This window comes from Caldalkalibacillus mannanilyticus JCM 10596, from assembly GCF_000615945.1.
Taxonomy (GTDB): domain Bacteria; phylum Bacillota; class Bacilli; order Caldalkalibacillales; family JCM-10596; genus Bacillus_AT; species Bacillus_AT mannanilyticus.
Map to the genome: position 1 here is coordinate 1 of NZ_BAMO01000009.1, position 24,550 is coordinate 24,550.

The 24,550-nt window shown below is 40.3% G+C and carries 24 protein-coding genes and 4 pseudogenes; 19 read left to right on the forward strand and 9 right to left on the reverse strand.

From position 1 onward, the window contains the following. Nucleotides 1-623 precede the first annotated feature (623 nt). Complete coding sequence (locus JCM10596_RS06935; RefSeq protein ID WP_148302530.1) at nt 624-851, reverse strand: hypothetical protein; 228 nt, start codon at nt 849-851, stop codon at nt 624-626. A 568-nt stretch (nt 852-1,419) separates the two neighbouring features. Between JCM10596_RS06935 and JCM10596_RS29475 the strand changes: the two genes are divergently transcribed. Then, nucleotides 1,420-1,563 carry an inosine/xanthosine triphosphatase gene (locus JCM10596_RS29475; RefSeq protein ID WP_159102327.1) on the forward strand — a complete coding sequence of 48 codons (144 nt, stop codon included), beginning with the start codon at nt 1,420-1,422 and terminating at the stop codon, nt 1,561-1,563. A 12-nt stretch (nt 1,564-1,575) separates the two neighbouring features. Continuing rightward, nucleotides 1,576-1,947 (forward strand): annotated as a pseudogene (locus JCM10596_RS29480) (DUF84 family protein); the annotation flags it as partial. Between the two features lie 106 nt (nt 1,948-2,053). On the opposite strand, the pseudogene JCM10596_RS24350 reads toward JCM10596_RS29480, so the two are convergent. Next, nucleotides 2,054-3,585: pseudogene (locus tag JCM10596_RS24350) on the reverse strand (carboxypeptidase M32). Between the two features lie 134 nt (nt 3,586-3,719). Between JCM10596_RS24350 and JCM10596_RS24355 the strand changes: the two are divergent. The 5 genes and pseudogenes from JCM10596_RS24355 (at nt 3,720) to JCM10596_RS24365 (ending at nt 7,723) form a co-directional block, all read left to right on the forward strand. Next, nucleotides 3,720-4,232: an NUDIX hydrolase gene (locus JCM10596_RS24355; RefSeq protein ID WP_051541216.1), complete on the forward strand. Its 513-nt coding sequence runs from the start codon at nt 3,720-3,722 to the stop codon at nt 4,230-4,232. After that, complete coding sequence (locus JCM10596_RS06965; RefSeq protein ID WP_025026494.1) at nt 4,219-5,454, forward strand: DUF2157 domain-containing protein; 1,236 nt, start codon at nt 4,219-4,221, stop codon at nt 5,452-5,454. Before JCM10596_RS24355 ends, JCM10596_RS06965 begins: the two co-directional genes overlap by 14 nt. Before the next feature lie 12 nt (nt 5,455-5,466). After that, nucleotides 5,467-5,928 (forward strand): GDYXXLXY domain-containing protein, encoded by a 462-nt coding sequence (locus JCM10596_RS27600; RefSeq protein WP_025026495.1) that lies wholly within the window; start codon nt 5,467-5,469, stop codon nt 5,926-5,928. Between the two features lie 80 nt (nt 5,929-6,008). Beyond that, entirely contained in the window at nt 6,009-6,338 is a 330-nt protein-coding gene (locus tag JCM10596_RS06975; RefSeq protein ID WP_025026496.1) for a thioredoxin family protein, read from the forward strand. 93 nt (nt 6,339-6,431) lie between these two features. After that, nucleotides 6,432-7,723: pseudogene (locus JCM10596_RS24365) on the forward strand (LysM peptidoglycan-binding domain-containing protein). 23 nt (nt 7,724-7,746) lie between these two features. Here JCM10596_RS24365 and JCM10596_RS31255 read toward each other — a convergent pair. Both JCM10596_RS31255 and ligD read right to left on the reverse strand, forming a co-directional pair. After that, nucleotides 7,747-7,914: a hypothetical protein gene (locus tag JCM10596_RS31255; RefSeq protein ID WP_369345612.1), complete on the reverse strand. Its 168-nt coding sequence runs from the start codon at nt 7,912-7,914 to the stop codon at nt 7,747-7,749. A gap of 32 nt (nt 7,915-7,946) precedes the next feature. Next, the gene (ligD, locus tag JCM10596_RS24370) at nt 7,947-8,663 is read right to left on the reverse strand and encodes a non-homologous end-joining DNA ligase (protein WP_051541217.1); all 717 of its coding nucleotides are present in this window, start codon (nt 8,661-8,663) and stop codon (nt 7,947-7,949) included. Between the two features lie 168 nt (nt 8,664-8,831). Between ligD and JCM10596_RS06990 the strand changes: the two genes are divergently transcribed. The 5 genes from JCM10596_RS06990 to JCM10596_RS07010 all read left to right on the forward strand — a co-directional run bounded on the left by JCM10596_RS06990 (nt 8,832) and on the right by JCM10596_RS07010 (nt 12,836). Beyond that, on the forward strand, nt 8,832-9,716 hold the full coding sequence (locus JCM10596_RS06990; RefSeq protein ID WP_025026497.1) for a class I SAM-dependent methyltransferase: 885 nt from the start codon (nt 8,832-8,834) through the stop codon (nt 9,714-9,716). Continuing rightward, entirely contained in the window at nt 9,717-10,043 is a 327-nt protein-coding gene (locus tag JCM10596_RS06995; RefSeq protein ID WP_025026498.1) for a hypothetical protein, read from the forward strand. Further along, complete coding sequence (locus JCM10596_RS07000; protein WP_025026499.1) at nt 10,015-11,955, forward strand: motility associated factor glycosyltransferase family protein; 1,941 nt, start codon at nt 10,015-10,017, stop codon at nt 11,953-11,955. Before JCM10596_RS06995 ends, JCM10596_RS07000 begins: the two co-directional genes overlap by 29 nt. 96 nt (nt 11,956-12,051) lie before the next feature. After that, entirely contained in the window at nt 12,052-12,396 is a 345-nt protein-coding gene (locus JCM10596_RS07005; RefSeq protein ID WP_025026500.1) for a hypothetical protein, read from the forward strand. Nucleotides 12,397-12,506: 110 nt separating this feature from the next. After that, entirely contained in the window at nt 12,507-12,836 is a 330-nt protein-coding gene (locus JCM10596_RS07010) for an S-Ena type endospore appendage (protein WP_025026501.1), read from the forward strand. 36 nt (nt 12,837-12,872) lie between these two features. On the opposite strand, the gene JCM10596_RS07015 is transcribed toward JCM10596_RS07010, so the two are convergent. Then, entirely contained in the window at nt 12,873-13,232 is a 360-nt protein-coding gene (locus JCM10596_RS07015) for an S-Ena type endospore appendage (RefSeq protein WP_025026502.1), read from the reverse strand. A gap of 212 nt (nt 13,233-13,444) precedes the next feature. Between JCM10596_RS07015 and JCM10596_RS07020 the strand changes: the two genes are divergently transcribed. The 4 genes from JCM10596_RS07020 (at nt 13,445) to JCM10596_RS07040 (ending at nt 17,926) form a co-directional block, all read left to right on the forward strand. Beyond that, entirely contained in the window at nt 13,445-14,020 is a 576-nt protein-coding gene (locus tag JCM10596_RS07020; protein ID WP_025026503.1) for an S-Ena type endospore appendage, read from the forward strand. A 14-nt stretch (nt 14,021-14,034) separates the two neighbouring features. After that, nucleotides 14,035-14,946 carry a Gfo/Idh/MocA family protein gene (locus JCM10596_RS07025; protein WP_025026504.1) on the forward strand — a complete coding sequence of 304 codons (912 nt, stop codon included), beginning with the start codon at nt 14,035-14,037 and terminating at the stop codon, nt 14,944-14,946. Then, complete coding sequence (locus JCM10596_RS07030; protein ID WP_025026505.1) at nt 14,936-15,655, forward strand: acylneuraminate cytidylyltransferase family protein; 720 nt, start codon at nt 14,936-14,938, stop codon at nt 15,653-15,655. The genes JCM10596_RS07025 and JCM10596_RS07030 overlap by 11 nt, the downstream gene beginning before the upstream one ends. Nucleotides 15,656-15,784: 129 nt before the next feature. Next, the gene (locus JCM10596_RS07040; RefSeq protein WP_025026506.1) at nt 15,785-17,926 is read left to right on the forward strand and encodes a catalase; all 2,142 of its coding nucleotides are present in this window, start codon (nt 15,785-15,787) and stop codon (nt 17,924-17,926) included. 27 nt (nt 17,927-17,953) lie between these two features. Here JCM10596_RS07040 and JCM10596_RS07045 read toward each other — a convergent pair whose 3' ends face one another. The 4 genes and pseudogenes from JCM10596_RS07045 to JCM10596_RS24375 all read right to left on the reverse strand — a co-directional run bounded on the left by JCM10596_RS07045 (nt 17,954) and on the right by JCM10596_RS24375 (nt 20,702). Then, on the reverse strand, nt 17,954-18,556 hold the full coding sequence (locus JCM10596_RS07045; protein ID WP_034680783.1) for an NTP transferase domain-containing protein: 603 nt from the start codon (nt 18,554-18,556) through the stop codon (nt 17,954-17,956). Further along, nucleotides 18,480-19,568, reverse strand: a complete 1,089-nt coding sequence (locus JCM10596_RS07050) for an XdhC family protein (RefSeq protein WP_025026508.1) — start codon at nt 19,566-19,568, stop codon at nt 18,480-18,482. The genes JCM10596_RS07045 and JCM10596_RS07050 overlap by 77 nt, the downstream gene beginning before the upstream one ends. A 12-nt stretch (nt 19,569-19,580) precedes the next feature. After that, the gene (locus tag JCM10596_RS07055) at nt 19,581-19,781 is read right to left on the reverse strand and encodes a capping complex subunit for YIEGIA (RefSeq protein WP_025026509.1); all 201 of its coding nucleotides are present in this window, start codon (nt 19,779-19,781) and stop codon (nt 19,581-19,583) included. Continuing rightward, nucleotides 19,774-20,702: pseudogene (locus JCM10596_RS24375) on the reverse strand (YIEGIA family protein). Before JCM10596_RS24375 ends, JCM10596_RS07055 begins: the two are co-directional and overlap by 8 nt. Nucleotides 20,703-20,894: 192 nt before the next feature. On the opposite strand from JCM10596_RS24375, the gene JCM10596_RS07065 reads away from it, so the two are divergent. The 3 genes from JCM10596_RS07065 to JCM10596_RS07075 are packed head-to-tail and all read left to right on the forward strand — an operon-like array spanning nt 20,895 to nt 24,521. Further along, nucleotides 20,895-23,222: a xanthine dehydrogenase family protein molybdopterin-binding subunit gene (locus JCM10596_RS07065; RefSeq protein WP_025026510.1), complete on the forward strand. Its 2,328-nt coding sequence runs from the start codon at nt 20,895-20,897 to the stop codon at nt 23,220-23,222. Continuing rightward, nucleotides 23,219-24,061, forward strand: a complete 843-nt coding sequence (locus JCM10596_RS07070; protein ID WP_025026511.1) for an FAD binding domain-containing protein — start codon at nt 23,219-23,221, stop codon at nt 24,059-24,061. The genes JCM10596_RS07065 and JCM10596_RS07070 overlap by 4 nt, the downstream gene beginning before the upstream one ends. After that, complete coding sequence (locus JCM10596_RS07075) at nt 24,054-24,521, forward strand: (2Fe-2S)-binding protein (protein WP_025026512.1); 468 nt, start codon at nt 24,054-24,056, stop codon at nt 24,519-24,521. Before JCM10596_RS07070 ends, JCM10596_RS07075 begins: the two co-directional genes overlap by 8 nt. Nucleotides 24,522-24,550 lie beyond the last annotated feature (29 nt).

The following is a 24,550-nucleotide window of genomic DNA, read 5'->3' on the forward strand; positions in this document are numbered from 1 at the left end:
CCTAGATAAAAGTATAAAATAAAAAAAAGAAAATCAAGTAAAATTTCATATAAAAACTATTTTATTTCTTTTTATGGATGTAATTAGGTTTTATAGTTTTTAATAAATTGTTCTGAGAAGGGCATACGGTAGCTTATTAGGCGAATAGAGTATGTTACGCAATGAGCTTTAGAATTTTATGAACTTGATGCAACGGTTTTTGAGCTTAAGGCTTGTTCGTAAACATAAACAACCAGTTGCCCTAAATATTCATTTCGTATATGTCTTACGACGTCCCTAAAGTCATAGTCTGTGATCCGACGGACTATTCATGTCGTTGAAGTTGAGATCTAGGCTATAATCCGTACAAAGGATACAAAACGGAGCTTTGCTCGAATCGAATTCGCTTTCCGAAAACAGCAAGGCTCTGACATTTTCTATTTCACCTAAAGCATCTTCATAGGTGTACACCCAATACTGTCCCTGATTCTCCACCGTAACGGAGTGGTGATCAAATTTTTGGATGTATGTAGCTGCAAAATCTGAAATCTTAATACGAATCCCTTTAGCTGATTTTACGATTCGTTTTTACCGCAGCTATCATATGAAAGCCTTTGGTTTGGCAAACATCTATCATCTTCTTACTAGTGTACCCAGCTGTTCATCAGCACATAAACGATTTCATCTTCTGATTCTGGATAGGCTTGAATCATTTCAATGGCTAAATCATTTTTGCTTTTGAATGACAACTGATGTTGTTTGCAGTATTCCTCTCGAAAGTAGGGACGGAAGTCCCAGGAAAAAGAATGCTCTTCTGTCACTAGCTGTGAAGTCCCTTTTGCAACTCGTATCATCCACGATGAAAAACACAATAGATCTGGTATCACCCTTTTTTTCTGTGTGCACGTTGGATTCTTCTGATTAAAAATTCCATTCGCCTTCTTTGCACACGATTAGGACACCAAGGAAATTCTTTCAGGAATCGTGTAATACAACTCAGATCACGATACTGATCTGTAGCTTGGCGAATTTGACTGATATTCTTACGACCTTCACACAAAATGATCCCACGGATAAGGGAGATCAAATGATTGTGTTGAGGGTGAGATAATTGTAATTGAAGTGATAAAACGAACTTGACGATTGCAGAATAGAAGGTTACCATGAGTATAGACATCTCCTTTTATTGGAAGTTTCTGTTGTGGTAAACTAAAATTTCTTCATAAAAGAGAGATGTCCTTTTTCTATGTGCCTTTCGGCATAACTTCTTAGCATTCAAGAATATCATACGTGATTCGACGACAAGATTTTTGCAAGAGTCAAGTTATTTAATCTAATATGGACAAGCTTATATTAATTGCTACGGTTACGTTGAGATAAATTTTTGTATAGAGTAAGACAATCTAATAAATTCACCCTACTAAAAGAAGGTGAGTGATTTTGTTGATTCATATCGCCCTTGGAACCACATCCAAGCAAAAAATAGAGTATGTCGAAGAAGTCATGAAGCAGATACATATATCAGCGACACTTTATCCTTCCCAAGCAGAAAGCGGTGTTGCTGAACAGCCCTGCTCTTCTTAGGAGACAAAAGAAGGTTCAATCAATCGAGCGAGATCTGCCCTGCAAGAACATCCGACATGCTCCAGTGGCTTAGGCATTGAAGTAGGATATGAACGAAACCGGGAACAAAAGTATGAGATGTTTTGCTGGGCGAGTATCGTGGATCATGCGGGTCAGCTTTATTCCTGCTGTTCCCACCATTTCTTACTTCCAGCTTACCATCAACGGATTCTACATAATGGATGGCAGTTGGGTGATTATGTAGAAAAATATGTTCTTGAAGCGGAGGATGAAACAACCAGGTTTGTAGCTGAAATGATTCGAGGCAGAAAACCCTTTATTGTCGAGGCTGTCCGTGGTGTTTTGCTACAATATGCGTTACCAAAAGCATATGGTGACAAATAAGGCGATGAAAAAAACAACGGGAATCTAATCAGAGAAACTTCTCTTTGATCCCGTTGTTTCTGTATCCTGCTATAAAAATTAATCTATGACACATTAGCCGTGTGGTTTATAGCTTGTAGACGTTGGAATACTTTTGTTCTAAATACTCTACTAAATAATTTGCATTCAGTTCTTCACCCGTTACCCTCATAATCAATTCCTTAGGAGAGTAGAGTCTGCCGTATTGATGGATTTTTTCTCTTAACCATTCACGAATCTCAAGGAAGTCACCTTTTGCAACGATTTCGTCAAGATGAGGAAATTCCTTACGTAGAGTATTGGCAAATTGAGCAGCGTATAGGTTACCTAAGGAGTAAGAAGGGAAGTAGCCGAATCCTCCCATGGACCAGTGAATGTCCTGCAAAACGCCGTCTTCATAACTCGTTGGACGAATACCAAGATATTCTTCCATTTTCGCATTCCAGATTTGAGGGAGATCCTTCACTTCCATTGATCCTTCCATTAAGCCCTTTTCAATCTCATAGCGCACAATAATATGGAGATTGTAGGTAAGTTCGTCTGCCTCTACTCTTATGAGTGTCGGTTCGACAACATTAACCGCCCTGTAAAACTCTTCTACATCGAGAGAAGAAAATTGTTCAGGGAAGAATTGTTGCACATCAGGTAGAAGAATTTCCAGAATTCAAAGCTTCGTCCAATCATATTTTCTAGAAATCTAGATTGCGATTCATGGATTCCCATGGAGGTTCCATCTGCTAAGACGGTCCCAATAAAGGATTCATCAATCCCTTGCTCATAGAGAGCATGCCCACATTCATGGATCGAGCCAAATAAGGAGCTTCTCATGTCATTTTCCATATATCGAGTTGTAATTCGTACATCTCCAACATTGATTCCAGTGGCAAAGGGATGAACACTCTCATCCAATCTTCCAGCCTGAAAATCATAGCCTAATTTTGAAAGAATGAGTAGGCTTAACTCTTTTTGCTTTCCAATGTCAAAAGGCTGATTAAATAAATCCTTTCGAGGCTGGGAGGCAGCATTCTGAATTTTGCGTAATAGAGCGATGGTTTTCTCCCTAAGATCAGCAAATAATGGATCAAGATGTTCAACTGTGATGCCTGGCTCGTATTCGTCAAGGAGGGCATCATAAGGATGCTTCTCATAACCATATAACTCAATAAATTTTCTTTTGTATTCTACCATTTTTTCTAGTGCAGGCTGAAAAATGCTAAAATCGTTTTTGGACTTGGCTTCTTCCCAAACATCGTGTGCTTTGGAGGTATGTATAATATATTCCTTGTGTAAGTCAGCAGGAATCTTACTTAGCTTTTCGATTTCTTTCGTACGCTCCCTCACTTTACCTTGTGTAACGGGATCAAGCTGTGAATATATTTCTGGTTCTGAAAGCTTCTCCAATGTTTGTTTCAATTCATCTGAGAGTGTAATATGAAACATATCCGAGGAAAGGGTGCCGTATGCCTCAGAACGAAAAGGCTTGCCTTTTTTCGGCGCAGTCGTTTGTAGATCCCAGTAGACTAAAGCTATCACTTCTTTATAATGACTAATACGTTGATCAATAGCATTAAATTGTTGCAGGATTTGTTCTAGGGAATCTGTATGCTGAAGGTTTCCCATGTTAAACACCTCTTCTTATTCATATTTAATTCGGTATACTAAACTTTCCTGATATAGTATATCAAAAAAGTAGTAAAAAAGTACAATTTTATGTACAGTATAAGAAAATGTATTCTACAATTAAGGTGGTTATGATGGAAATTAAGTTTACATTATGTTTTATCCGTTATCAAAATGAATTTCTTATGTTGTTTAGAAATAAAGCTCCCAATAAAAACAAGTGGAATGGAGTAGGCGGGAAAATTGAAGCAGAAGAAACTCCCCTTCATTCATGTCAGAGAGAAATACAAGAAGAAACGGGATTACATATTGATTTGAGAGATATTCACTTCCGAGGAGTAGTGACATGGAACCATGAAGGGGGAATGTATGTCTTCGTTGCTAGGTCGGATACACCACTAGTTGTGTCAGGGCAAGAAGGAAAACTAGAATGGAAAAGCCTTTCTTGGATTATGGATAGTGGTCTAGCTGTTAGTAATATTCCTCTATTTTTGCCGTATATGTTAGAAGAAGAGAATGAGCCTGTTGAATTTGCTTTTACCTATAATCAGCAGGAGGAAGTGGTTTCGTATCAAGTGATTCCCGACTCAACATATTTAACCCCTAAGGGGGAAGAGAGGTTGGAGATAACGAATGACCAGAAATGAATGGTTGTTACAGGAAGCGAAGAAATGGAGGGAAGAGGGGAAGGTTTCAGAGGACTTTATACACTATCTTTCTGATCATTACCCTGTTTCTAAGAAGCTTCAAAGCACTACAATTTTCTTTATTGTTGCCACGATTTTTTTAGGACTCAGTATCCTGACCTTCATTGCAGCTAATTGGGATGGGATTTCTATTCCCTTGCGACTGGTGTTGCTATTTACCAGCATGATCGCTTGTTACAGCTTAGCACTCAAATATGAAGAGCGGAAACTCGTCAGTTTTCAATTCGACTTAGCGGGTGTCGCCATTTTTGGGGCTAGTATTTTTTTGATAGGGCAGATGTATCATATTGTTGCTTACAATGGTTATGCTTTATTGGTTTGGGCGTTTGTCAGCAGCTATTATTGCTATAAGCATCGTTCAAAAATCTTAGCTGTTTTTGCTACCTTTCTTTTTCTGTTTAGCTATTGGACAGAAGCCTTCGAATTTGATCGCCCTTGGACGTGGAGTCTTTTAGGGATTGTCGCAATGTATTGGATCTCTCAATTTCTGAAAGAACGTATTAGCACAGTGGGTTATTATATTTTGCTGGGAATGTTTACAATCGCCTTATTTAATAAGCTGAATGAAGATCTAACTTACTTCGGAGTTGCTTTAGTGGCACCTGTGCTGATGGCAGGCAGTTTGTTGTATGCGAAGGAGAGCTTTGGACGTTATCTGGGGCAGAAACTGACCCCTTGGGTTATCTTTGTTCAATTAATGCTTCTCATTATGATGGGACCCTACACTTCGTTTCAGGGTGTTGTCTCAGGGGAAATATGGATCATTGTCTTGACCAGCCTGTTTGCGCTTGGAGCCTATGGGGTCAAGTACCTTCAGAGTAAAGAGTATCTACTCCCATTGCTTTACTCGCTTGTCTATCTTACGCTGATGGCTTATTATCATTTTGAGGCAATGGTACCCTTCGTTGAAAAGCTATCATGGTCTTTTCATACCTTTAAGTGGTTCTTCCTTATCTTATTACTTTTGATCGGGTTCATCCGCTTTTTAAAAAGAGATGTCGAAGGTCTTGTCTATTTTTCCTTGACTGTATTTTTCTTTTATATCCAAGCGACATGGGGATTATTGAATAAGTCTCTCTTTTTCCTATTAGGAGCCATTCTCCTTTTTGTTATTGGCTATTTTTGGCGGAAGAAAGGGGGAGAGAATAATGAAATGGCGTAACCTTTTAGCATATTGCTTCAGGTACTGTTTTTACTCTTTATTCTATTTACTCATTATCAAGTAGAGTGGACTGGGGAGGAAATCACCTTGCAATCTGCTCCCATTGATCCCTACGATCCTTTTCGCGGTGCCTATGTGACCTTAGCTTATGAAGAAGAAAGAGTGGCAAAGCAAGTCTTTCAAGAGGAGGACTATTCCTACGGTGACTTACTCTACATCACATTTAAACAAGACGGAAATGTGCATCGAGTGGATCAGGTATTTCGAACTCCTCCTAAAGGAAGAAACTATCTGACGGCAAAATATTTGTATGCCGAAGGGAGTCACAATCGAGTCGATTTTATGCTGGGCAGGTACTATACAAATGAAAGAAATGCGTTAGAACTAGAGCAACAAGCACACCGCTTACATGTCCATATAAAAATGAAGGATGGGCGAGCTGTGGTCAGTGGGATAACAGTACTAGACAAATAAATAAAGCAAGAAAGTAAGAAAGTAAGAAAGTAAGAAAGTAAGTAAGAAAGAAAGTAGCTTTAATGGGGGATAAGAATACAATGCGGGAATTAAACCAACCAGAGCTGGAAGGGCTGATTAAATTTAATAAGGGAGCCGTTGCTCTCTTTTTTTATACACCTTTTTGCGGGACGTGCAAGATGGCTTCTAAGATGCTAGAAATAACCTTAGAGGCGATCCCTGAAGCAATCATGTATAAGTGTAATGTCAATAGAGTACCAGATATCATACAGCAGTGGGAGATTTCGAGTGTCCCTTGTATTGTGCTGCTACAAGGGGCTAAAGTTGAGCAGAAGATCTACGCGATGCAGTCAGTAGCCGATCTGTACACCCTATTAAAAAGCAATACCCCTGAGAAAAGAGAAAGCTAAGATTATTGGAACCCATTTCTAAGAATCGGAATATATTTACCATAGAAAAAGCCTAGTTGTGTCTAAATATTGATGATGGTAAGGAGACCTATTATGCAAATTCATGTGGTAAATCAAGGAGAATCATTGTTTGGGATTGCACAAGCTTACTCAACTAGAGTAGAGGATTTGGTTCGTGCTAACGAGATTCCTGATCCAAGCCGACTCGTTGTCGGGCAAGCACTTGTCATCCCTATTGTTGGCATGTTTTATTGGGTTAGACCAGGAGATAGTCTATATAGTATTGGTCAGCGCTTGGGAGTTTCCTATCTTCAATTAGCTCAGATCAATCAGCTATCGCTCGAAACTCCCTTACCTGTAGGGCTGAGGCTCTATATTCCTCCAAGACCTAGAGTGAGAGCTGAAACCAATGCCTATGTGGAGCCAAGAGGAACTGAAGTTAGTGAAGCTCTTCTGCAAGATAGCCGCAGGGCTGCTCCATATCTGACTTATTTGGCACCTTTTAGCTATGAGCTGCAAAGGGATGGATCATTAAAAGGTCCTCCTCTTGGAGAACTCCCAAGCATTGCAGCGGCTCAGGGAGCTACTCTGATGATGGTTGTCACCAATTTAGAAGGGGGACAATTCAGTGCTGAATTGGGATCGATTATTCTAAATGATGAAGAGCTTCAGAATCGTCTGTTAGATGAAATCTTACGGATAGCTAGAGAGGTCGGGTATCGTGACATTCATTTTGATTTTGAATTTTTACCTCCTGAAGATAGAGGTGCGTATAACCGTTTTCTGCGGAAGGCGGCAGAGCGGATTCGTGCAGAGGGCTATTTAATTTCTACCGCACTAGCTCCAAAAACAAGGGCAGATCAGCCAGGTCAATGGTATGAGGCGCATGACTACAGAGCTCATGGGAGATTGTTGATTTTGTTGTGTTGATGACGTATGAATGGGGATATAGTGGTGGACCACCCATGGCGGTATCTCCGATAGGTCCTGTACGACAGGTCATTGAGTATGCTCTTTCAGAAATGCCGGCATCTAAGATCATGATGGGGCAAAATTTGTATGGCTATGATTGGACGCTCCCCTATGTTCCAGGAGGAGAATATGCGAGAGCACTCAGTCCTCAAGCTGCCATAGAGCTGGCGCGGGATCAAAATGTAGCGATCCAATACGATTTTACAGCTCAAGCACCTCATTTTGATTATATAGATGAGCAAGGAAGAGCGCATAAGGTATGGTTTGAGGATGCGCGCTCGATTCAAGCAAAATTTAATTTGATTAAGGAGCTTGGTTTACGAGGGATAAGCTATTGGAAGCTTGGGCTTCCCTTTCCACAAAATTGGCTGCTCATTGCTGAAAATTTTGAAGTTGTTAAGCACTCACAGTAACTTGTAATGTGTACTTATTTTCATCATCTTCCCTGAGCAGAGAGCCATTCCAGAACAGGAGAAAAATGCTGTTTCTTTTTACTGTCAAAGTAACTAGAAAAGGGGCATTTTTCTTTTTTTAATCGATCGTGGATAGAATCTAAGGGATAAGCCTCAGGACGAAGATCATTTTTGACCTCTGTCCAATACAAGGGACAGGCAACTAAGGCTTCTGGATTGCCTCTTACTGAATAGGGGGAGATAATAGTTTTTCCTTCTGCATGCTGATATAGTCGACATAAAGCTTTTGATCTCTCTTTTTTTTCAGTCGTTCAATCGTAAACCAAGCAGGCTCTTTCGTTACTAGGTATTGAGCGATAAACTGAGTAAATCTTCGAGTATCCTCGTAGGAATATGTATTTTCTGGTAAGGGGATGTAGATTTGCAGCCCTTTATTTCCGGAAGTTTTGACATAAGAAAGTAAATGGAGTTTATCCAAGATTTCTTTGATCATCAGAGCAGCCTCAATGGCGAGCTGGAATTCACCTCTGGAGGGAGGATCTAGATCAAAAACAATTTCTGAAGGACCTGTGGAATGGATTAATTGAAAAGGAATATGGTATTCAAAGGCGAGCTGATTTCCGAGCCAAATCAAGGTGGGTACATCTTGACATACCGTATAGTGAATCCCTTCGATAGAATGAGTCTGAACAAACTCTGGTGCATAATCAGGGGTATTTTTTTGATAAAAAAATTCCTTCTCTGCCCCATGAGGATAACGAATAAGGGTTAAGGCCCTATTTTGTAAAAAAGGCAACATGACTGGCGCCACGTCAAGGAGATATTGGAGAAAGTGCAGTTTAAGCAGCCCTTTCTTTTCCCATAGGGGCTTGCTAAGGCTTGTAATGGTCATTTTTTGTCCCTCAATCATCATTTCTTGGCGCTCTATTGTACTTCTCATATGTCTTCCTCCTCTTACGTGTGCTTTCCGTTTTCTCTTCTTCATTTTGTGACAAGGGACAAATTTCTACTCCAAGAAATCAGCTTATTCATTACAGCAAATAGAGTCAAAAAGCCATATTGTAATATGAGCTGTACTTATGCGAGGGGTCAGGAGAGGGTGAACGAGATGGATTCAGAAAATCTGGATAAGGGAGAGTTGATTGAGCGAATTAGTCACATAAAAGAACAATCAAGAAATCTAATCCCTTTATTATGGACACAGGAAGAAATAAAAGATCATCTCTATAATTTGAACCAATTTCAACAGAAGATCAATCATTCCATGCAACAAATCATACGAAACTTATACTGGTATGAGAAAAGGGAATGGAAAAAATTTCATCCCAATAAGAGTCAAATTGATAGAGAAAGTAGAGAAAAGCAGTGGAAGAAAGAGAAGGAACGAATGAGAGAATGGTGGGAAGAGAATCTCAAATACTCTCATTTTTACTTAGACTTTAAAGTACAAGTGGAGGAAACGATTGTTCGTGGAATGGTAGAGGAACATGGATGGAATCAATTTGAGAAGCTGCGTATTGTTGATGTGGGCTGTGGAGATGCAGGTTGGTTGAGAAAATTAATTGCCTGGGGAGCAAGCCCTGAGAAAATGTTGGGGATTGAGTTTAATTCTAGACTTGTAGAAAGAGCCAAGACACAAGTAGACTCTGTACAGTTTCGTTATTCCTTGCCCGGTGAGCTTCCTTTGGAAGATCAAAAGTTTGATCTTATTCTTATTCTGGGAGTGCTTATGCATATACTTGATGAATCATTTCAGAAAAAAATAGCTCAAGAGCTTCTTAATCACTTAAATAAAAATGGAATTATTCTCACTGCTAATCTGCTAAAAGAAAGAGAACGACAATTAGATCCCTATCTGTCCTATACAACAAAAGGCTTAGGCTTAGCCGAACTAGAGCGTATTTTTCCTAGATGTCAAATAAGCTATCAAGAAAAAGATGAATATGGGATTGCTATCATTTCAAAAAAAATGAATAGAGAAGGGGGGAAATGAATGAAGCGAGAGATGAACAAAGAACTGCTCCTTCTTCAGCAAGCTCTCCAATCTTGTATAGAAAATTGGAAGCTAGATCACGATGTTGCTGGATATGAAGCATTTATCCGTACACTACAGCTATTAGAGCGTGTGATCGAACTGTATTTCGATGAATTAGAGAATCTAGAAATTATCGCGATCTGGATCAATCAATTAGATTCCTTGATTCAAAATATGGATTTTATTGGGGTTCTTGATCTTCTAGAGTATGATTTACAGCCCCTAGTGAGGAAATGGATAAAGGAGAGTGAGGTGCATGATAGGAAGACAGAACAACCATCATGATGGAAAGCAGCTCTATGAAAAGAACCTTCGTTTATTGTCCCCATTTATCCAGCAGCAGCTTGGTAAGTTGGACCTTCGTGAGGTGTGGAATCGAATCGATATCCAATTCACCAAGGATGGAGATCCAATATGCCGGTATCGAAAGGGGAATCACTTGTTCCATCTGACAAGCAGAGAACCTTTGATTCAAGCGCAAAACTGGGCAAATCAACTGCATGTTGAGAATGTTAGAACCTTATTAGTATATGGCTGTGGATTTGGTTATCCCTTGATAGAATTGTTCAAAAAAATCCATAAAGATCACTTTGTTATTGTCTTTGAACAAGATCTTTTTCTTTTTACAGCTATGCTTCATTTTTTTGATTTAGAGCCCTTGATGAAAACAGGCAAATTTATTTTTTTTGTAGGAACATTTGAAGAGTTCTCACCAAGCTTCTCAGCCTTTCTTTCTACTGTACAGTTTATTTATTTGACAGCCCCTTCTATTGTGTACACTCCTCATTCAAGGATCTTTAGAAAGGAATATAGCGATATCCAATCACAAATTTTCGATACGTTTATGCTACAAATCAAAGCGTTTGGTAACGATCTCTATGATTCATTGCTGGGCTTTCATCATATTGTAGCAAATACGAATGAGATACTGGAAAATCCTTATTTAGGCTCACTAAAAGACAAGTATAAGAATGTACCCGCTTTTATTATTGCTAATGGACCCTCCTTGGATCAAGATGTACTCGAATTAAAAAGGGTGAAAGGAAAAGGATTAATTTTCTGTTGTGACTCCGCAGCCATCCCTTTGATGAAAAGAGAAATACTTCCCGATGCAATTTGTATCTCTGAAAGAAATTTGGACACGTATCATTTAAATTATGAGAATCAAAAGTATCCAGAGGAGATATCCCTTTTGGCACTTGCTGTTGTTGATCCTAGAATATACAAGACATTTTCAGGTCCTCGTATTCCTATTTTTCGTTCTAAGGATAGCAGTCATTTTATTAATCAGATCATTGGGGATGGAAGTGGTCTTTTTGCTGGAATTAGTGTGGCTCATTTTGCTTTTGAAGCGGCGGTTTATATGGGAGCCAATCCGATCGTTATGGTGGGGCAGGATCTTGCTTACGGTCCTAACCAAACCACACATAGCAAGGAATCAAGGTATTTAGAAGGCTCGGGCAAAGAGATCGTGAGTCGCTTACATCTAGAACCTACCCTACATGTGCAGAGTAATGAGGGGAAGAGTATTCCTACGAATAGAACATGGCACCAATTTAAACTGATGTTTGAGCAATTAATTGAGGAGAATCCCCATATCACGGTTGTAAATACAACCAAGAGAGGAGTTAAGATTAAGGGAACGAAGCTGGATAGTATTTCTAATGTTATTGATCAATACTGCCATTCCTCTCTTCCTTATCCCCTCCATCAGCTTATCAGCGACAAGAAGCTCGAAATCAACCTGCTTGAAAGAAAGCAGAAAAAAGAAAGCTTCATCACTGAATTAAAAAAATATATGGGAATGTATCGTGCATTGGAAACCGTAGCTGTTGAAAGAAAAAATAAGTGTGAGCGAGCCTTCGAATTGATCGAGGAAAAAGGCATGGCGGATTCAAGAGAAATATTACTTCAAGTGTTCGAACAAAACTTTAGAGAGTTAAATCGATTTTTATCTCCTCAGGTTCATGTGGTTTATTTTCAACAAGTTGTTTTGGTATGTTGTCACCAAGTGAATGTATTAGGGCCGCTTCATTCGTTATTAAAGGTAAGAGAAGCCTTAATGCTCCAATTTGAGCTATATGATCGATTGGCTTTGATTTGTCAGAGTCTTATTACCAATTTTCAGATTGGTATGGATCGATTATGTGGAATACAAGAAGAGCAAAGAAAAAACAGGTCACGTCCTTTTTCCTAACTTAAAAGTCCACGAATGGTGTAGGGAAGATGCTACAGGCAAGTACAAAAGGGTTTGAATATAATTGAGTATCAAAGTTGAAAGGAGGAAGACAACATGCCTTACGATAATGTCAAAGCTTCTCCTACGTATCTTCCCTTCCAAACCAATATCACTTACGATGTGGCTACAGTTGCTACAACCTATTTTATCTCTACGGGAATAGGTTCAGCATTTGGTGCACTTTCTGGATATGTCCTCAACAATGCATCTTCTACGGGGGATGCCCAAATTTCTTTATTGAAAGGAACCGCTGTATTAGGAACTCCCTTTTCGGTGGCACCAGGACAATATCAAAGCTTCTTCGCCGTTGGGGCTGATGCTGTTCAGGTCGTAACGACTGCGGCGGGTGATTTGGCTACAGGAGAATTACACATGGTGTTTAACGCAAACCCAATGTAATGATGGTGCTGTTGATGTATAGGAAGAATATTCAAGTGCTTCCTCACTAAGAGGAAGCCGCTACATACAGTTTTTCTTTTGAGATCTATAACAGGCAGGAGGAAATAGTCATGTTAAACAAGTGTTGTTCTTCTTCCCTAATTCCCAATCAAATGAATCACCCATGGTCTGCTGAAGCATCTCCAGTGCTCCCTTTCTCTTCAGATCAACTCGTGGCTATGTCAGGCTATATCCTCAATAATCAATCATCAAATGGATCGGTTCAGGTATCATTTTTTCGTGGGGGAATAGATGCGCCCGCCCTCCCTTTTCAACTCATTGTTCAACCTGGAGAATACAAATCGTTTACCATTGTGGGAGTAGATACTGTTCAAATTGATCCATCAATTGTTGTTGCAACAGGAGAAATAAATATCACAGTCAACTTTCAGCCCTATTAAAAAATAAGAAATTAGTGTGGAAAAAGTGCAACATACTTAGACGACTTGGTACCTTGGTGTTAAACAAAACCTTCCAGTGGCACTTTCTAAGGAAGAATCAGCATCCCCAGTAAGAGAAATAGAGTCAAATCCAACAATGGTAAAAGACATACATTGTGCTGGAGCTAAGGTGAGCTGCTTGATTATCGTTTCACCGATTAAAAAAGATACACGAATCTCACTCATGCCCGACGTTGTACTCGAGACCTCAATGCTTCCTGAAGCGGAAACAATTTCATTGGATTGATATATGGTAAAGGGAGTAGAATCGACAATGACCCATCGACACTCCACACAATCTTGAACAAGCTCCTGTTTCATTCCACAGCAAACAACAGAACGGCTTGAACAGCTCATAAACATCTCTCCTTTTTCGTCTTCACGTACTCCTTACTAATGTATTACTTTAGACAAATATTGATAGGACATTCATCCCTAGGTACATTCACCATTTTTCATTGAAAGCTCTAAATTCACGGTCCTTCTTCTTATTTTTGAAATAAGATAATCATAACAATAGGTAACAGAGCACAAAAGAATACAGCGAGCAATAGAGAGGAGGTGCTGAGATGAAGATAACACAAAATAAAAAAATTCAGCATAAAAACAGAAACTCAATCATAAAAAGTTTTAATAAAGCAAAGCGCACCGTCCAACAAACAAAAGTAAATCAGGTAAACAACCAAAATCCAAAAATCTTTCAAGCCAACAATCAAAAAACGATCGTTATGGTGAACGGAAACAACGTTACTTCAAAGGGAAAAAGAATTCGAAAAAAAAAACAAAAAAACCATTGTCCCTATGTAGAAAAAATTTCTGGTCAAATTTTTCAATTATGTAATACGGAACCCAAGGTTTATTTTAGAGCTGTAGATAGCAAACCTTCTGCTCTTATACAAATACAAAATAAATCAGACTGTCTTATGACGGCTATTATTAACTTAAGAGATTCTCGCATCATTACACAAACAATTGAGAGAGAACAACAAGTTTCGATTGATGTTTCTTCACTCAATAGTCTTGCGATTGAATGTATAGGAGAGAATGAAGGATTTTGTAGAGGATTTTATTCCCTATGTTTACGGCATTTTTTCACTAATGCCTATCACGGCAGAGGGCAAAATCTAGAGAACCTAAATCCCTAAAATGAGGTATTCTAATGAATTGTATCGTGGTTGGTTATGGTTCAATTGGACAAAGACATGTCAGGTTATTACGAAAGCTTGGTTGTCATGTTGCTGTAGTCAGTAAGAGGTCGATCCCCTTTGACCTTACATATTCTTCGTTAACGGAAGCAATAGAGAGAGAGAAGCCGCATTATATCATTTTAGCGAATGCAACTGATGAACATTATTTGACTTTTGCTGCTCTCACTAAGAGTGACTATAAAGGGATTGTGCTCATTGAAAAACCGCTTTTTCATTTGCCTCTAGTCACCCCAATTCACCAGTTTGAGCAAGTATATATAGGATATAATTTGCGTTTTCATCCAATGATGAGAGAAATCTATGATTTGGTACAAAAAGAAAAAAATATCTCTGCACAGGTGTATGTCGGGCAATTCCTACCTGAGTGGAGACTCGATCGAGATTATAGACAAAGTTACTCGGCTAAGAAAGATCGTGGAGGAGGCGTTCTCCTAGATCTCAGTCATGAATTGGATTATCTCCAATGGTTTTATGGTGATTGGAACAGAATTGCCTCAATAGGAGGAAAATATAGCTCTTTGGAAATCGACAGTGATGACAATTACAGCTTATTAATTGAAATGAAAGACTGCCCTAGTGTCCAATTACAAGTGAATTACCTTGATCGAATTCATCGAAGAGAGATCAACATCCTTACAGAAAATTATTCTTTGAGGGCTGATCTTGTGCAACAAACGCTTCAGATCAATCATGAGATCCGAACGTATCATCTAACTCGTGATGATACCTATTTACTACAGCATCAAGCCATTCTGGAAGGAAAGGTAGACCATGCTTGTACCCTGAAAGAAGGCTGTCAGATTTTGGAGATGGTTACTGCCATCGAAATGTCTAATAAGCAAAGGAAATGGATTGAAAAATGAAAAGATTATGTACATATGTGCTCGTGCAGGGTCTAAGGGAATCAGAAATAAGAATTTGAAAATTCTAGCTGGAAAACCGCTTATTGCTTATAGCCTGGAACAAGCAAAAGCCTCTCATTTATTTCAGTTTATAGCGGTAAGTAGTGATTCAGATCAAATCCTACAGGTTGCGGCTCAAAGGGGAGCTGATTTTTTAATTAAGAGACCTGCGTCGCTTTCAACGGATCAAGCACCTAAGATACCAGTCATACAGCATTGTGTGGCGAAAGTAGAAGAGGTTTATGGACAAACCTTTGATACGGTTGTTGATCTAGATGTTACTTCTCCTCTTCGTCATTCCTCTGATATTCATCATGCTGTCCAGTTACTAGAAAAAAGCACTTCTGCCAATCTGATTACAGGAACCCCTTCCAGACGTTCTCCTTATTTCAATCTTGTAGAATTAAGTGAAAGAGGATTTGTGCAATTATCGAAGACATTAAACAAGCCGGTTTTTCGCAGGCAAGATGCCCCTGCATGCTACGATCTTAATGCCTCCATCTATGTCTGGAAAAGAGATGCTCTGCTCAATCATTCATCGCTTTTTCAAGAAGATACCTTACTATTTATCATGCCTGAGGAACGATCCATCGATATAGATTCAGAGATTGATTTTCTATTTGTTGAATTTCTAATGAAGCAGAAACAGAATTCTAAAGCAAATCTATAATTTTTTAGTTTTCCTCGTATAAAAAAGAGATGGAGAGAAAACACTAGCTTCATTGGGAAAAATATCCTTTAGGGTATATCTCTTTTGAAAAGGAGACAAAAGGACTAGATACGGTAAGGAGGCAGGAGGATGGATCAAGAACAAACGCAGACGAACACTCCTAATTTAGAGAGCGTAAAAGACCAGCAGTTAGAGGAATTTCGTGTTGATCACAAGGGGACGAAGCTGACCACAAACCAAGGGGTCCGAGTTACGAACACAGATGATTCACTTAAAGCAGGAGAAAGAGGTCCTACTTTAATGGAGGATTTTCACTTCCGTGAGAAGATGACACATTTTGATCATGAACGTATTCCCGAACGGGTTGTGCATGCTCGCGGATTTGGTGCTCATGGATACTTCCAAGTGTACGAGCCCATGACTGAGTATACCAAAGCAAAGTTTCTACAGGACCCATCTGTCAAAACCCCTGTGTTCGTGCGCTTTTCTACTGTTGTCGGCTCACGAGGCTCGGCAGACACTGTACGCGATGTGCGCGGGTTTGCTACTAAATTCTATACTGAGGATGGTAACTATGATTTGGTTGCCAACAATATTCCGATTTTCTTTATTCAGGATGCCATTAAATTTCCTGATGTTGTTCATGCCCTTAAGCCTGAACCGCATAATGAAATCCCTCAGGCATCAGCCGCACATGATACCTTCTGGGATTTTGTTGTTAGTAATACCGAAACAGCGCATATGGTGATGTGGCTCCTCTCTGATCGAGCCATTCCTCGGAGCTTTCGAATGATGGAGGGCTTTGGGGTAAACACATTCCGCTTCGTCAATGAGCAAGGAAAGGCTCGGTTTGTTAAGTTTCATTGGAAGCCTTTACTTGGTGTTCATTCTTTAACATGGGATGAGGCACAGAAATTGGCTGGGAAAGATCCAGACTTTCATCGTCGTGATTTGTGGGAGGCGATCAACAAGGGGGAATATCCTCAATTTGAGCTGGGAGTTCAACTGCTAGAGGAAGAAGAGGAGTTTAACTTCGATTTTGATATTCTTGACCCCACGAAGTTTTGGCCAGAGGAAGTTGTTCCAGTCAAAAAAATCGGCAAAATGACGTTGAATCGCAATCAAGATAACTTTTTTGCCGAAACGGAGCAAGCCGCTTTTCATCCTGGACATGTTGTACCAGGAATTGATTTTAGCAATGACCCGCTTTTACAAGGCAGACTTTTTTCCTATACAGATACACAGCTTCTTCGTTTGGGAGGTCCCAATTTTCACGAGATTCCTATTAACCGTCCTATAGCACCTGTTCATAATAATCAGAGGGATGGGTTTCATCGAATGACGATTGACCGAGGTGCTGTTAGTTATTCGCCGAATTCCCTGCGTAATAATGCACCAGAGCCTGCTACTGATCAGGAGCATGGCTATACACACTATGCTGAAAAAGTAGAGGGGCAAAAGATTCGAAAACGAAGTGAGAGCTTTCATGATCATTACAGTCAAGCAACTCTTTTTTGGAATAGCTTGTCTAGTGCCGAGAAACAGCATATAATCAAGGCTTTCCATTTTGAAGTTGGGAGTGTAAAGGATAAGCAAATTAAGCAACGAGTGGTGGAGATGTTTAATAACGTGGATGGAGAGCTGGCTGTACAAATTGCCCAAGGAGTTGGTGTTAATCCGCCTAAAAACCCAGGAGGAACGGGGAACACGCAGGTATCTCCAGCCGTTAGTCAGGAAAATACCATTCGGAGTGCACGAACGAGAAAAGTAGCTATTCTTGTGGCAAACGGGTTTCATTTTAATGATGCAACACAGGTAATGACCGCATTAGCTGGACAAGGAGTTCATACTGATATCATCAGTATGAATTTAGGGATGATCACCAGTGCAGAAGGTGAGCAGCTAGAAGCTACTAAGAGCTATGCCACAAGTGGAGCGATTATGTATGACGCCCTCTATATTCCTGGAGGCAAAAGCTGTGTAGAAAAATTAATGCGCCACAAAGAAGCCAAAGATTTTGTCAGTGAAGCCTTTATTCATGCCAAGGCGATAGGAGCGACGAATGAGGCAGTAGATTTATTATTATCTCCCGATATTCAAGGAATCTCTACTGCCGGAACGGATAGTCAGGGACAAGTGACTTCAGACTTAGGGATTGTCACGATTCGTAATACAACGGACTTGAAAGCCTTTAGTCAGGAATTTATCCAAGCCATTGCGCAGCATCGTCATTGGTTGAGGCAGAATCAAGATGGTAAAATGAGCGGATAATCGTTGAGCAGGAAATAGTAGACTATGTCAGAAAGAGGAGCGAAACACGAGATATTGCTCAGGAGTATCAATATCTTGCAAGCTTCTCTGATCTGTCACAGGAATCAGCAATCCATGTTGATTCCTTTTTATCATTTTACGAGCGCCTTCATCTCCCTTAAGCTGAAATAGTGCAGGAAACAGAGTGGAATGAAATAGAACAGGGGGACTAATGACGTCATGAAAACATGAAGCGATATAAGGTGGTTCTTTCTCCTGAAACAATAGGATCATCTGATCGATGATCTGCCTTGTCACAAACGGCTGATCGGCAAGTAAGATCATGATCGCTTCAGCCTTCATTTTTTGCGCTAAGGATAGACCGCACTTTATGGACTCCGCTTGCCCCTTCAAGGAAGCTGTACAGGATTGCTGCTTCCATTTTTGTTTGTAGGATTCGGAAAAGAAGTGGGGAGGGAGCCAGGAGAGGGAGTCGTTTTCCTGTGTGATAACAATGATTTGATCTAACGACGAAGTAACCGCTGTTTCTAGAGCACAGCTTCCTAATGTGGTGTTACCCAAGGGAAGAGAGAGTTTCGCACATCCCATTCTCTTGCTTTGTCCTGCCGCAAGATAGATTCCAACAATCATAGGGTTCCTTCCTTCTGTATTCTTTAATTAGTTCAGCTAGTATACTAATCGCGATTTCTTCAGGTCCTTCAGCACCGATGGACAGCCCTAGGGGTGAATGGAACCATTCAGGAATCTTTTGCTCTTCTAAGAGCTGATAGGTTCTGTTTCTGGGACCTAAGACACCTAGGTATCGCACCTGTTGATGCAGTAAACTTCTTAGAATCTCTTGATCCTTCTGAAAATGATGAGTCATAAGTAAAACAAAATCATGAGGAGAAAATTGAAAATCATGTAGAAAGGCACTCGGAAAATCCACGATGATCTTAGCGGCCTTGGGGAAAAAGCGTGGGTGACAGAGCGCTGGACGCCAATCGGTAACAATAACGTGAAAACCAATACTTGATGCATAGTCCGCAAGAGGGCGCACATCGGGACCTGCTCCGAAAACAATCAGGCGAGGCTGGGGGCGAAAAAGCTGGAGAAAATATCGTTCGCCTAGGATTTCTAGGAGGAGTGTATGTTTCGTTTTAGTTTGTAAGAACGAATAGAATGAAGCAGGAATGTTACTAGTCCATGTGCCAAAGTGATCTCCCTGCTGTGAGAGGAATAGATACTCTACTACCCTGTCTGTTTTCGATAGTTTTTTAACATGGAGGACAGAGCTTCCCTGTTGTAAAAAATGACCTGCCTTCAGTAGGTGTTGTTGCAAGAGGTTATCCACCGCTTCTACAAGAACTGTGATTTTTCCATTGCAGCCCTTTCCTTGTCCCCAACCTACGTCATCTTTTGCTTGCAAATCGTAAACGATGGAGCAGGAGCTTTTTTCTTGCATGACACACTCTGCTCTCAGAGCTAAATCGTCTTCTAAGCATCCTCCACTTAAAAGCCCAATTTGTGTGCCGCTTTTTAGATACAGCATCAAGGCTCCTGGTTTACGATAAGAGGAGCCGTTCACTTCAATAATGGTGGCTAATGCTTTTTTCTCCTGGCAATTGTTCATGGTATTCAAGATCGTGAAAACATCCTTCATTTAGAGCCTCCTTTATTTTTTTATCACTAAATAGTCACCATGTTGAAGCTGAAGAAGCTCTGCTAAAAAAGCTTCGGCGATAGCAGTAGAGAGTTCAAGAGATTCTTCATCATTATTGGCTAATAAGGTGAGAGGAGCTCCTCCTAGATACCTTTTTTTATCCGTTGTAACATAGGCAAGAATGCCCTTCGCTTGCCCTTCAGGTTTACCCATTGTTATTTTCACTCCTCATTACGTTTAATAATTCAGGATTTTTTTTCACCGTTTCTAGTAAAGGAGTCAGTAAAATTGTTTCCTTTAACAGCTCAAAATTTTTGATGACAGGAACTAAAGCAATAATAATTTTCCCTTCGACGGGGTTCTGAACACTATAGATTTTCCTCTGTCCTAGTCTTCTTGTTGCTTCGAATAAAATAGCCTGACGTTGGCCGTTATTAAGCAGGGGAATTTGAAAGTGATCACGATTTGGATGGATCACAGCCGCTATTCCTTCTTCTAGAAACCAATCCTTTGCTTCTTCTCTGCCCATAAGATTAGAAACAAACAATCCATCTACGTAGAGTTCTGAACCTCTTAGTTCAATTTCTCCCTCTGTCACTGTGGCGATATCCTGTACCTTCTGACGAGCGGTAAAGTGCTTGAGCACATAGAAGAAGAGGATACCCACAACCGAACCTGACAAGACCTCAACCCATGTAGCTGTTTTCCCAAACTCTTGCATTAACTGGATGGTCAGTGCTGTGGCAAAGGAAACGAGGAGAGCGATATAATTGCGCGATTCAAATATTTTTGAAATGCCATCTATATAAGCACTTCCTCGTTTGGTAAACTCCTCGCCTTCAAGGTCTAGCAGACTTTCTCTTTCCATTTTTCGAACCTCGCGAAATTGTTGGATGGCTAAGCTAGAAATGTGACGGCTGTAAAATTTTTGGTCATGAGTGTTGGAATAATAAAGGCTCCGAGTGCCGCGGCAACTCCTCCTGTCACGAGATGAATAAAATAACCATTAGGATAAGTAGGGTATTGTCTGTAATCTAGCTTCATTGATAGGAAACGAGCGATGGTTCCAATCACTGTTGCCGTTATGATCAGAACCAGCATTTCAGGAGCGATGACATCGTTGTTATTGGACATGTTTTTCAGAACTCCTTGCTACGAAATTTTGGTATTAGCGTGTGTTAATGGAATGTTTTTATACCCTCTCCTGTTTTCTCCTATTTCAATGAATGGACAGTGGAAACAATACCCATACTAATTTTATGCTGAAAAATAGCTGTTCATTATCCTAAAAAATTTCTTCCTATAGCTAAAGGTGGTTCTTCAATTATGAGCTGGAGTATTGGAAAAAGCATTTATCGGAAAGAAGCTCTAGAAAAAGTGACAGGTAGAGCAAAATATACAGATGACGTTTCAGCCAAAGAGATGTTACATGGTAAGCTAGTGATCAGCCCTCATGCGCATGCCAATATAAAATCAATAGATACACGAAAAGCTTATGAGGTACCGGGTGTTAGAGCGATCCTAGTAGGACAGCCCTTTCCCCTGACTGGAGAAGAAATAAAGGATCGTCCTCCTATTGCCTATGAAAAAGTAAGGTATCATGGGGAGCCAGTTGCTGTTGTCGTAGCAGATACTTCTCTTCAAGCCAAGCGAGCAGCAGAGCTTGTCGAAGTGATCTATGAACCTCTGCCTGTTGTAAATTCCCCCGCGGAAGCATTGCTTCCTGATGCTACGCTCGTTCACGAAAATGTACTAGCCTATGAAAAAATCCAACATGTTTACCCTGAGGAAAAATCCAATATTGCCAACCGAACCAAAATTCGAAAGGGGAATATGGAGCAAGGCTGGAAAGAAAGTGACGTAACGATCGAAACAAGCTTTTCATTCTCGCCTTCTGACCATATTGCTATGGAAACAAGATGTGTGACGGCGCAGATCCGTCCTGATGGTTTTGTTGTTTTTTCATCTGCTACACAATCTCCTTATATCATTACAGAATTAATGAGCCGATATTTCAATCTTGAGGAAGGAAAAATCATTGTCCACACTCCACTAGTGGGGGGAGGTTACGGGGGAAAAGTAGCTGTACAATTGGAGCTGATCGCCTATATGGCAACACTTGCTGTGGGTGGCAGACCCGTCAAGTTCTTCAACACTCGTGAAGAAGATATGATCACTTCGCCCGTTCATATTGGGCTTGATGCGAAGATAAAGTTGGGAGCGACCAAGGAAGGAAAACTAGCTGCCGCAGAAATTTTGTATATGTTTGACTCAGGAGCGTACTCAGATAAGGGAGCTACTATCAGTCGCGCTGCGGCAGTCACTTGTACAGGACCTTATCATATCGAAAATATATGGTGTGACTCCCTCTGCGTATATACCAATCATCCCTATGCAACAGCATATAGAGGCTTTAGCCATTCAGAGCTTTTATTCGTTTTTGAACGAGCGATGGATATGCTGGCAAAGAAACTAAAGATCGATCCAGTAGAATTTCGTAAAATCAATTCGTTTCTTCCTGGTCATACCACAGCGACACAAATTCGCTTAAATGAGAGTACGGTAGGCAACCTACCCAATTGCATCGATCGATTAAAGCAATTAATGAATTGGGAGGAAGGAATCGTAATTCAAGAATCTGCACGAAAGCTCAGGGTTAAGGGAGTTAGTTGTATATGGAAGACTTCCACGATAGATTCAGAGGCAAGCTCTGGCGTTGTACTTACCTTTAATATCGATGGCAGTGTCAACATCCATTCAGGGCTTGTTGAAATAGGAACAGGTACGAAAACCATTCTAGCTCAGTTGCTTGCAGAGAAGCTAAAAATGGATGTTAATAAGATTTATGTCAAGATGGAAGTAGATACTCAAACCACTCCAAAACATTGGAAAACAGTAGCAAGTCGAGGGACGTTAATGGCGGGACGAGCCTTGTTAAAAGCGGCGGACGATGCCATTGAGCAGTTAAAAAATATTGCTTCACGTGTCCTCATGTGTTCGCCTGATGATTTGGAGGTAGGAAATGAAAAGGTATATGTACGTGATGAACCCGATACGTTTATCGATGTGAAAGAGGTTTGTCATGGCTATAAATATCCTTCTGGATATTCCATCGGTGGGCAGGTGATTGGAAGAGGGCACTATATATTGCGGCATTTGACCCATATCGACCATGAAACAGGTGTGGGAAAACCCGGACCGGAGTATACGGTGGGGGCACAGGGAGTCGAGGTGGAATTTGATATCAGAGATTATACATATAAAATACTGAAAGCCTATTCTGTAATTGATGCTGGAAAGGTATTGAATCAAAAAGCGGCTCAGGGGCAAGTAATGGGAGCAATGAGCATGGGGTTGAATTTTGGTTCCAGTGAAACTTTTGAATTTAACCATGAAGGGAAAGTACTAAACCCTCGTCTGCGTACATATGTTCCTTTTCGGTATGGAGAACATCCTGAATATAGGGTGCACTTTCTTGAAACTCCCTATCTTGATGGTCCATATGGGGCGCGTGGATTAGGGGAAATCGGATTAATTGGAATGCCAGCCGCCCTTGCTAACTCTCTCTCGACTGCGGCAGGAGTAGACCTAAATAAGCTCCCTATTACCCCGGAGCTCATCTGGCAGGAAAAAAAGGCGGTGGATGCTAGATGATCTCTTTTGACTTTGAATATTTCAAACCCACCTCCATAAAAGAAGCCATTCGGTTATACCATGAATTAGATGAGCAAGGAAAGAAGCCGATGTATTTCTCAGGAGGAACAGAGCTTATTACTCTTGGCAGAGTGAATCAGCTAGAAACGAAGGCAGTGATTGATATCAAATCAATACCTGAATGCCTTGTACTAAAAAAAGATGCTACGAGGGTAACATTAGGGGCGGTACAATCACTAAATAAAATCAGGGAACAAAAATTATTTCCATTTTTAGATAAAGTGATTGTCGAAATTGCTGATCATACAGCACGAAATAAAATTACACTAGGTGGAAATCTATGTGCCAACATTATTTATCGAGAAACTATATTGCCTCTGTTGCTAACCAATAGTCAGGTGGTCATTGCCAGTCAAACAGGGATCAAAGAGCTTCCCATAACGGAGGTCTTCAACCAGACCTTAAAGTTAGAAAAAGGAGAGTTTCTTGTTCAAACCATCACAGAGAACAAAGAGATAGATTTGCCTTCTCTTAGTGTGAAAAAAAGAAGACAGTGGGATGTTGGTTATCCTCTTATCACCGTTGCTGCCCTCTTGAAAAAGGGAAAAATCAAAGTCGCCATAAGTGGGCTATGTGAATTTCCTTTTCGTGATCCCCAAATAGAAGAATGCTTGAATAATCAACAGGTATCGAAGGAGAGCAGAATTAAAGAAGCGATGGACCAGATATCCCATCCTATACTAGATGATGTTCATGGTTCAGCAGAGTATCGTCTGTTTGTCTTGAAAAACACACTAGAAGATATACTGGATGCCTTGGAAGGAGCGAAGCATGTATAAAACAGAATTTACTCTTGATATTAATGGTGAAAAGCGAACCGTCTATGCTAGGAATGCCGATACTTTACTCTTTGTCCTCCGTGAAGAATTAGGCTTAACTGGGGCAAAACCAGGGTGCTTGAACGGTGATTGCGGTGCGTGTACGATTGATGTCGATGGAGATTCGATGAAGTCATGCTTGATGCTAGCAATCGAAGCCATGGATAAAAAAATTACAACAGTGGAAGGTCTTAAAAACGCTCCGATTCAGATGCAGTTTATAGAAAAATTCGCCTTTCAATGTGGGTATTGTACCCCCGGTTTTATAATGAATTGCAACTCACTCATTCAGAAATATCCTCATGCTGACGATGTAGTGATCAAGGATTGGCTGGAATCAAACATTTGCCGTTGTACAGGATATAAAGAAATTGAAGAAGCGATCAAGGCAGTATTATCAAGTGCTCAAACACCTCATTAGGAATCTTGCTGTAGAGGGAGAAAAATAAA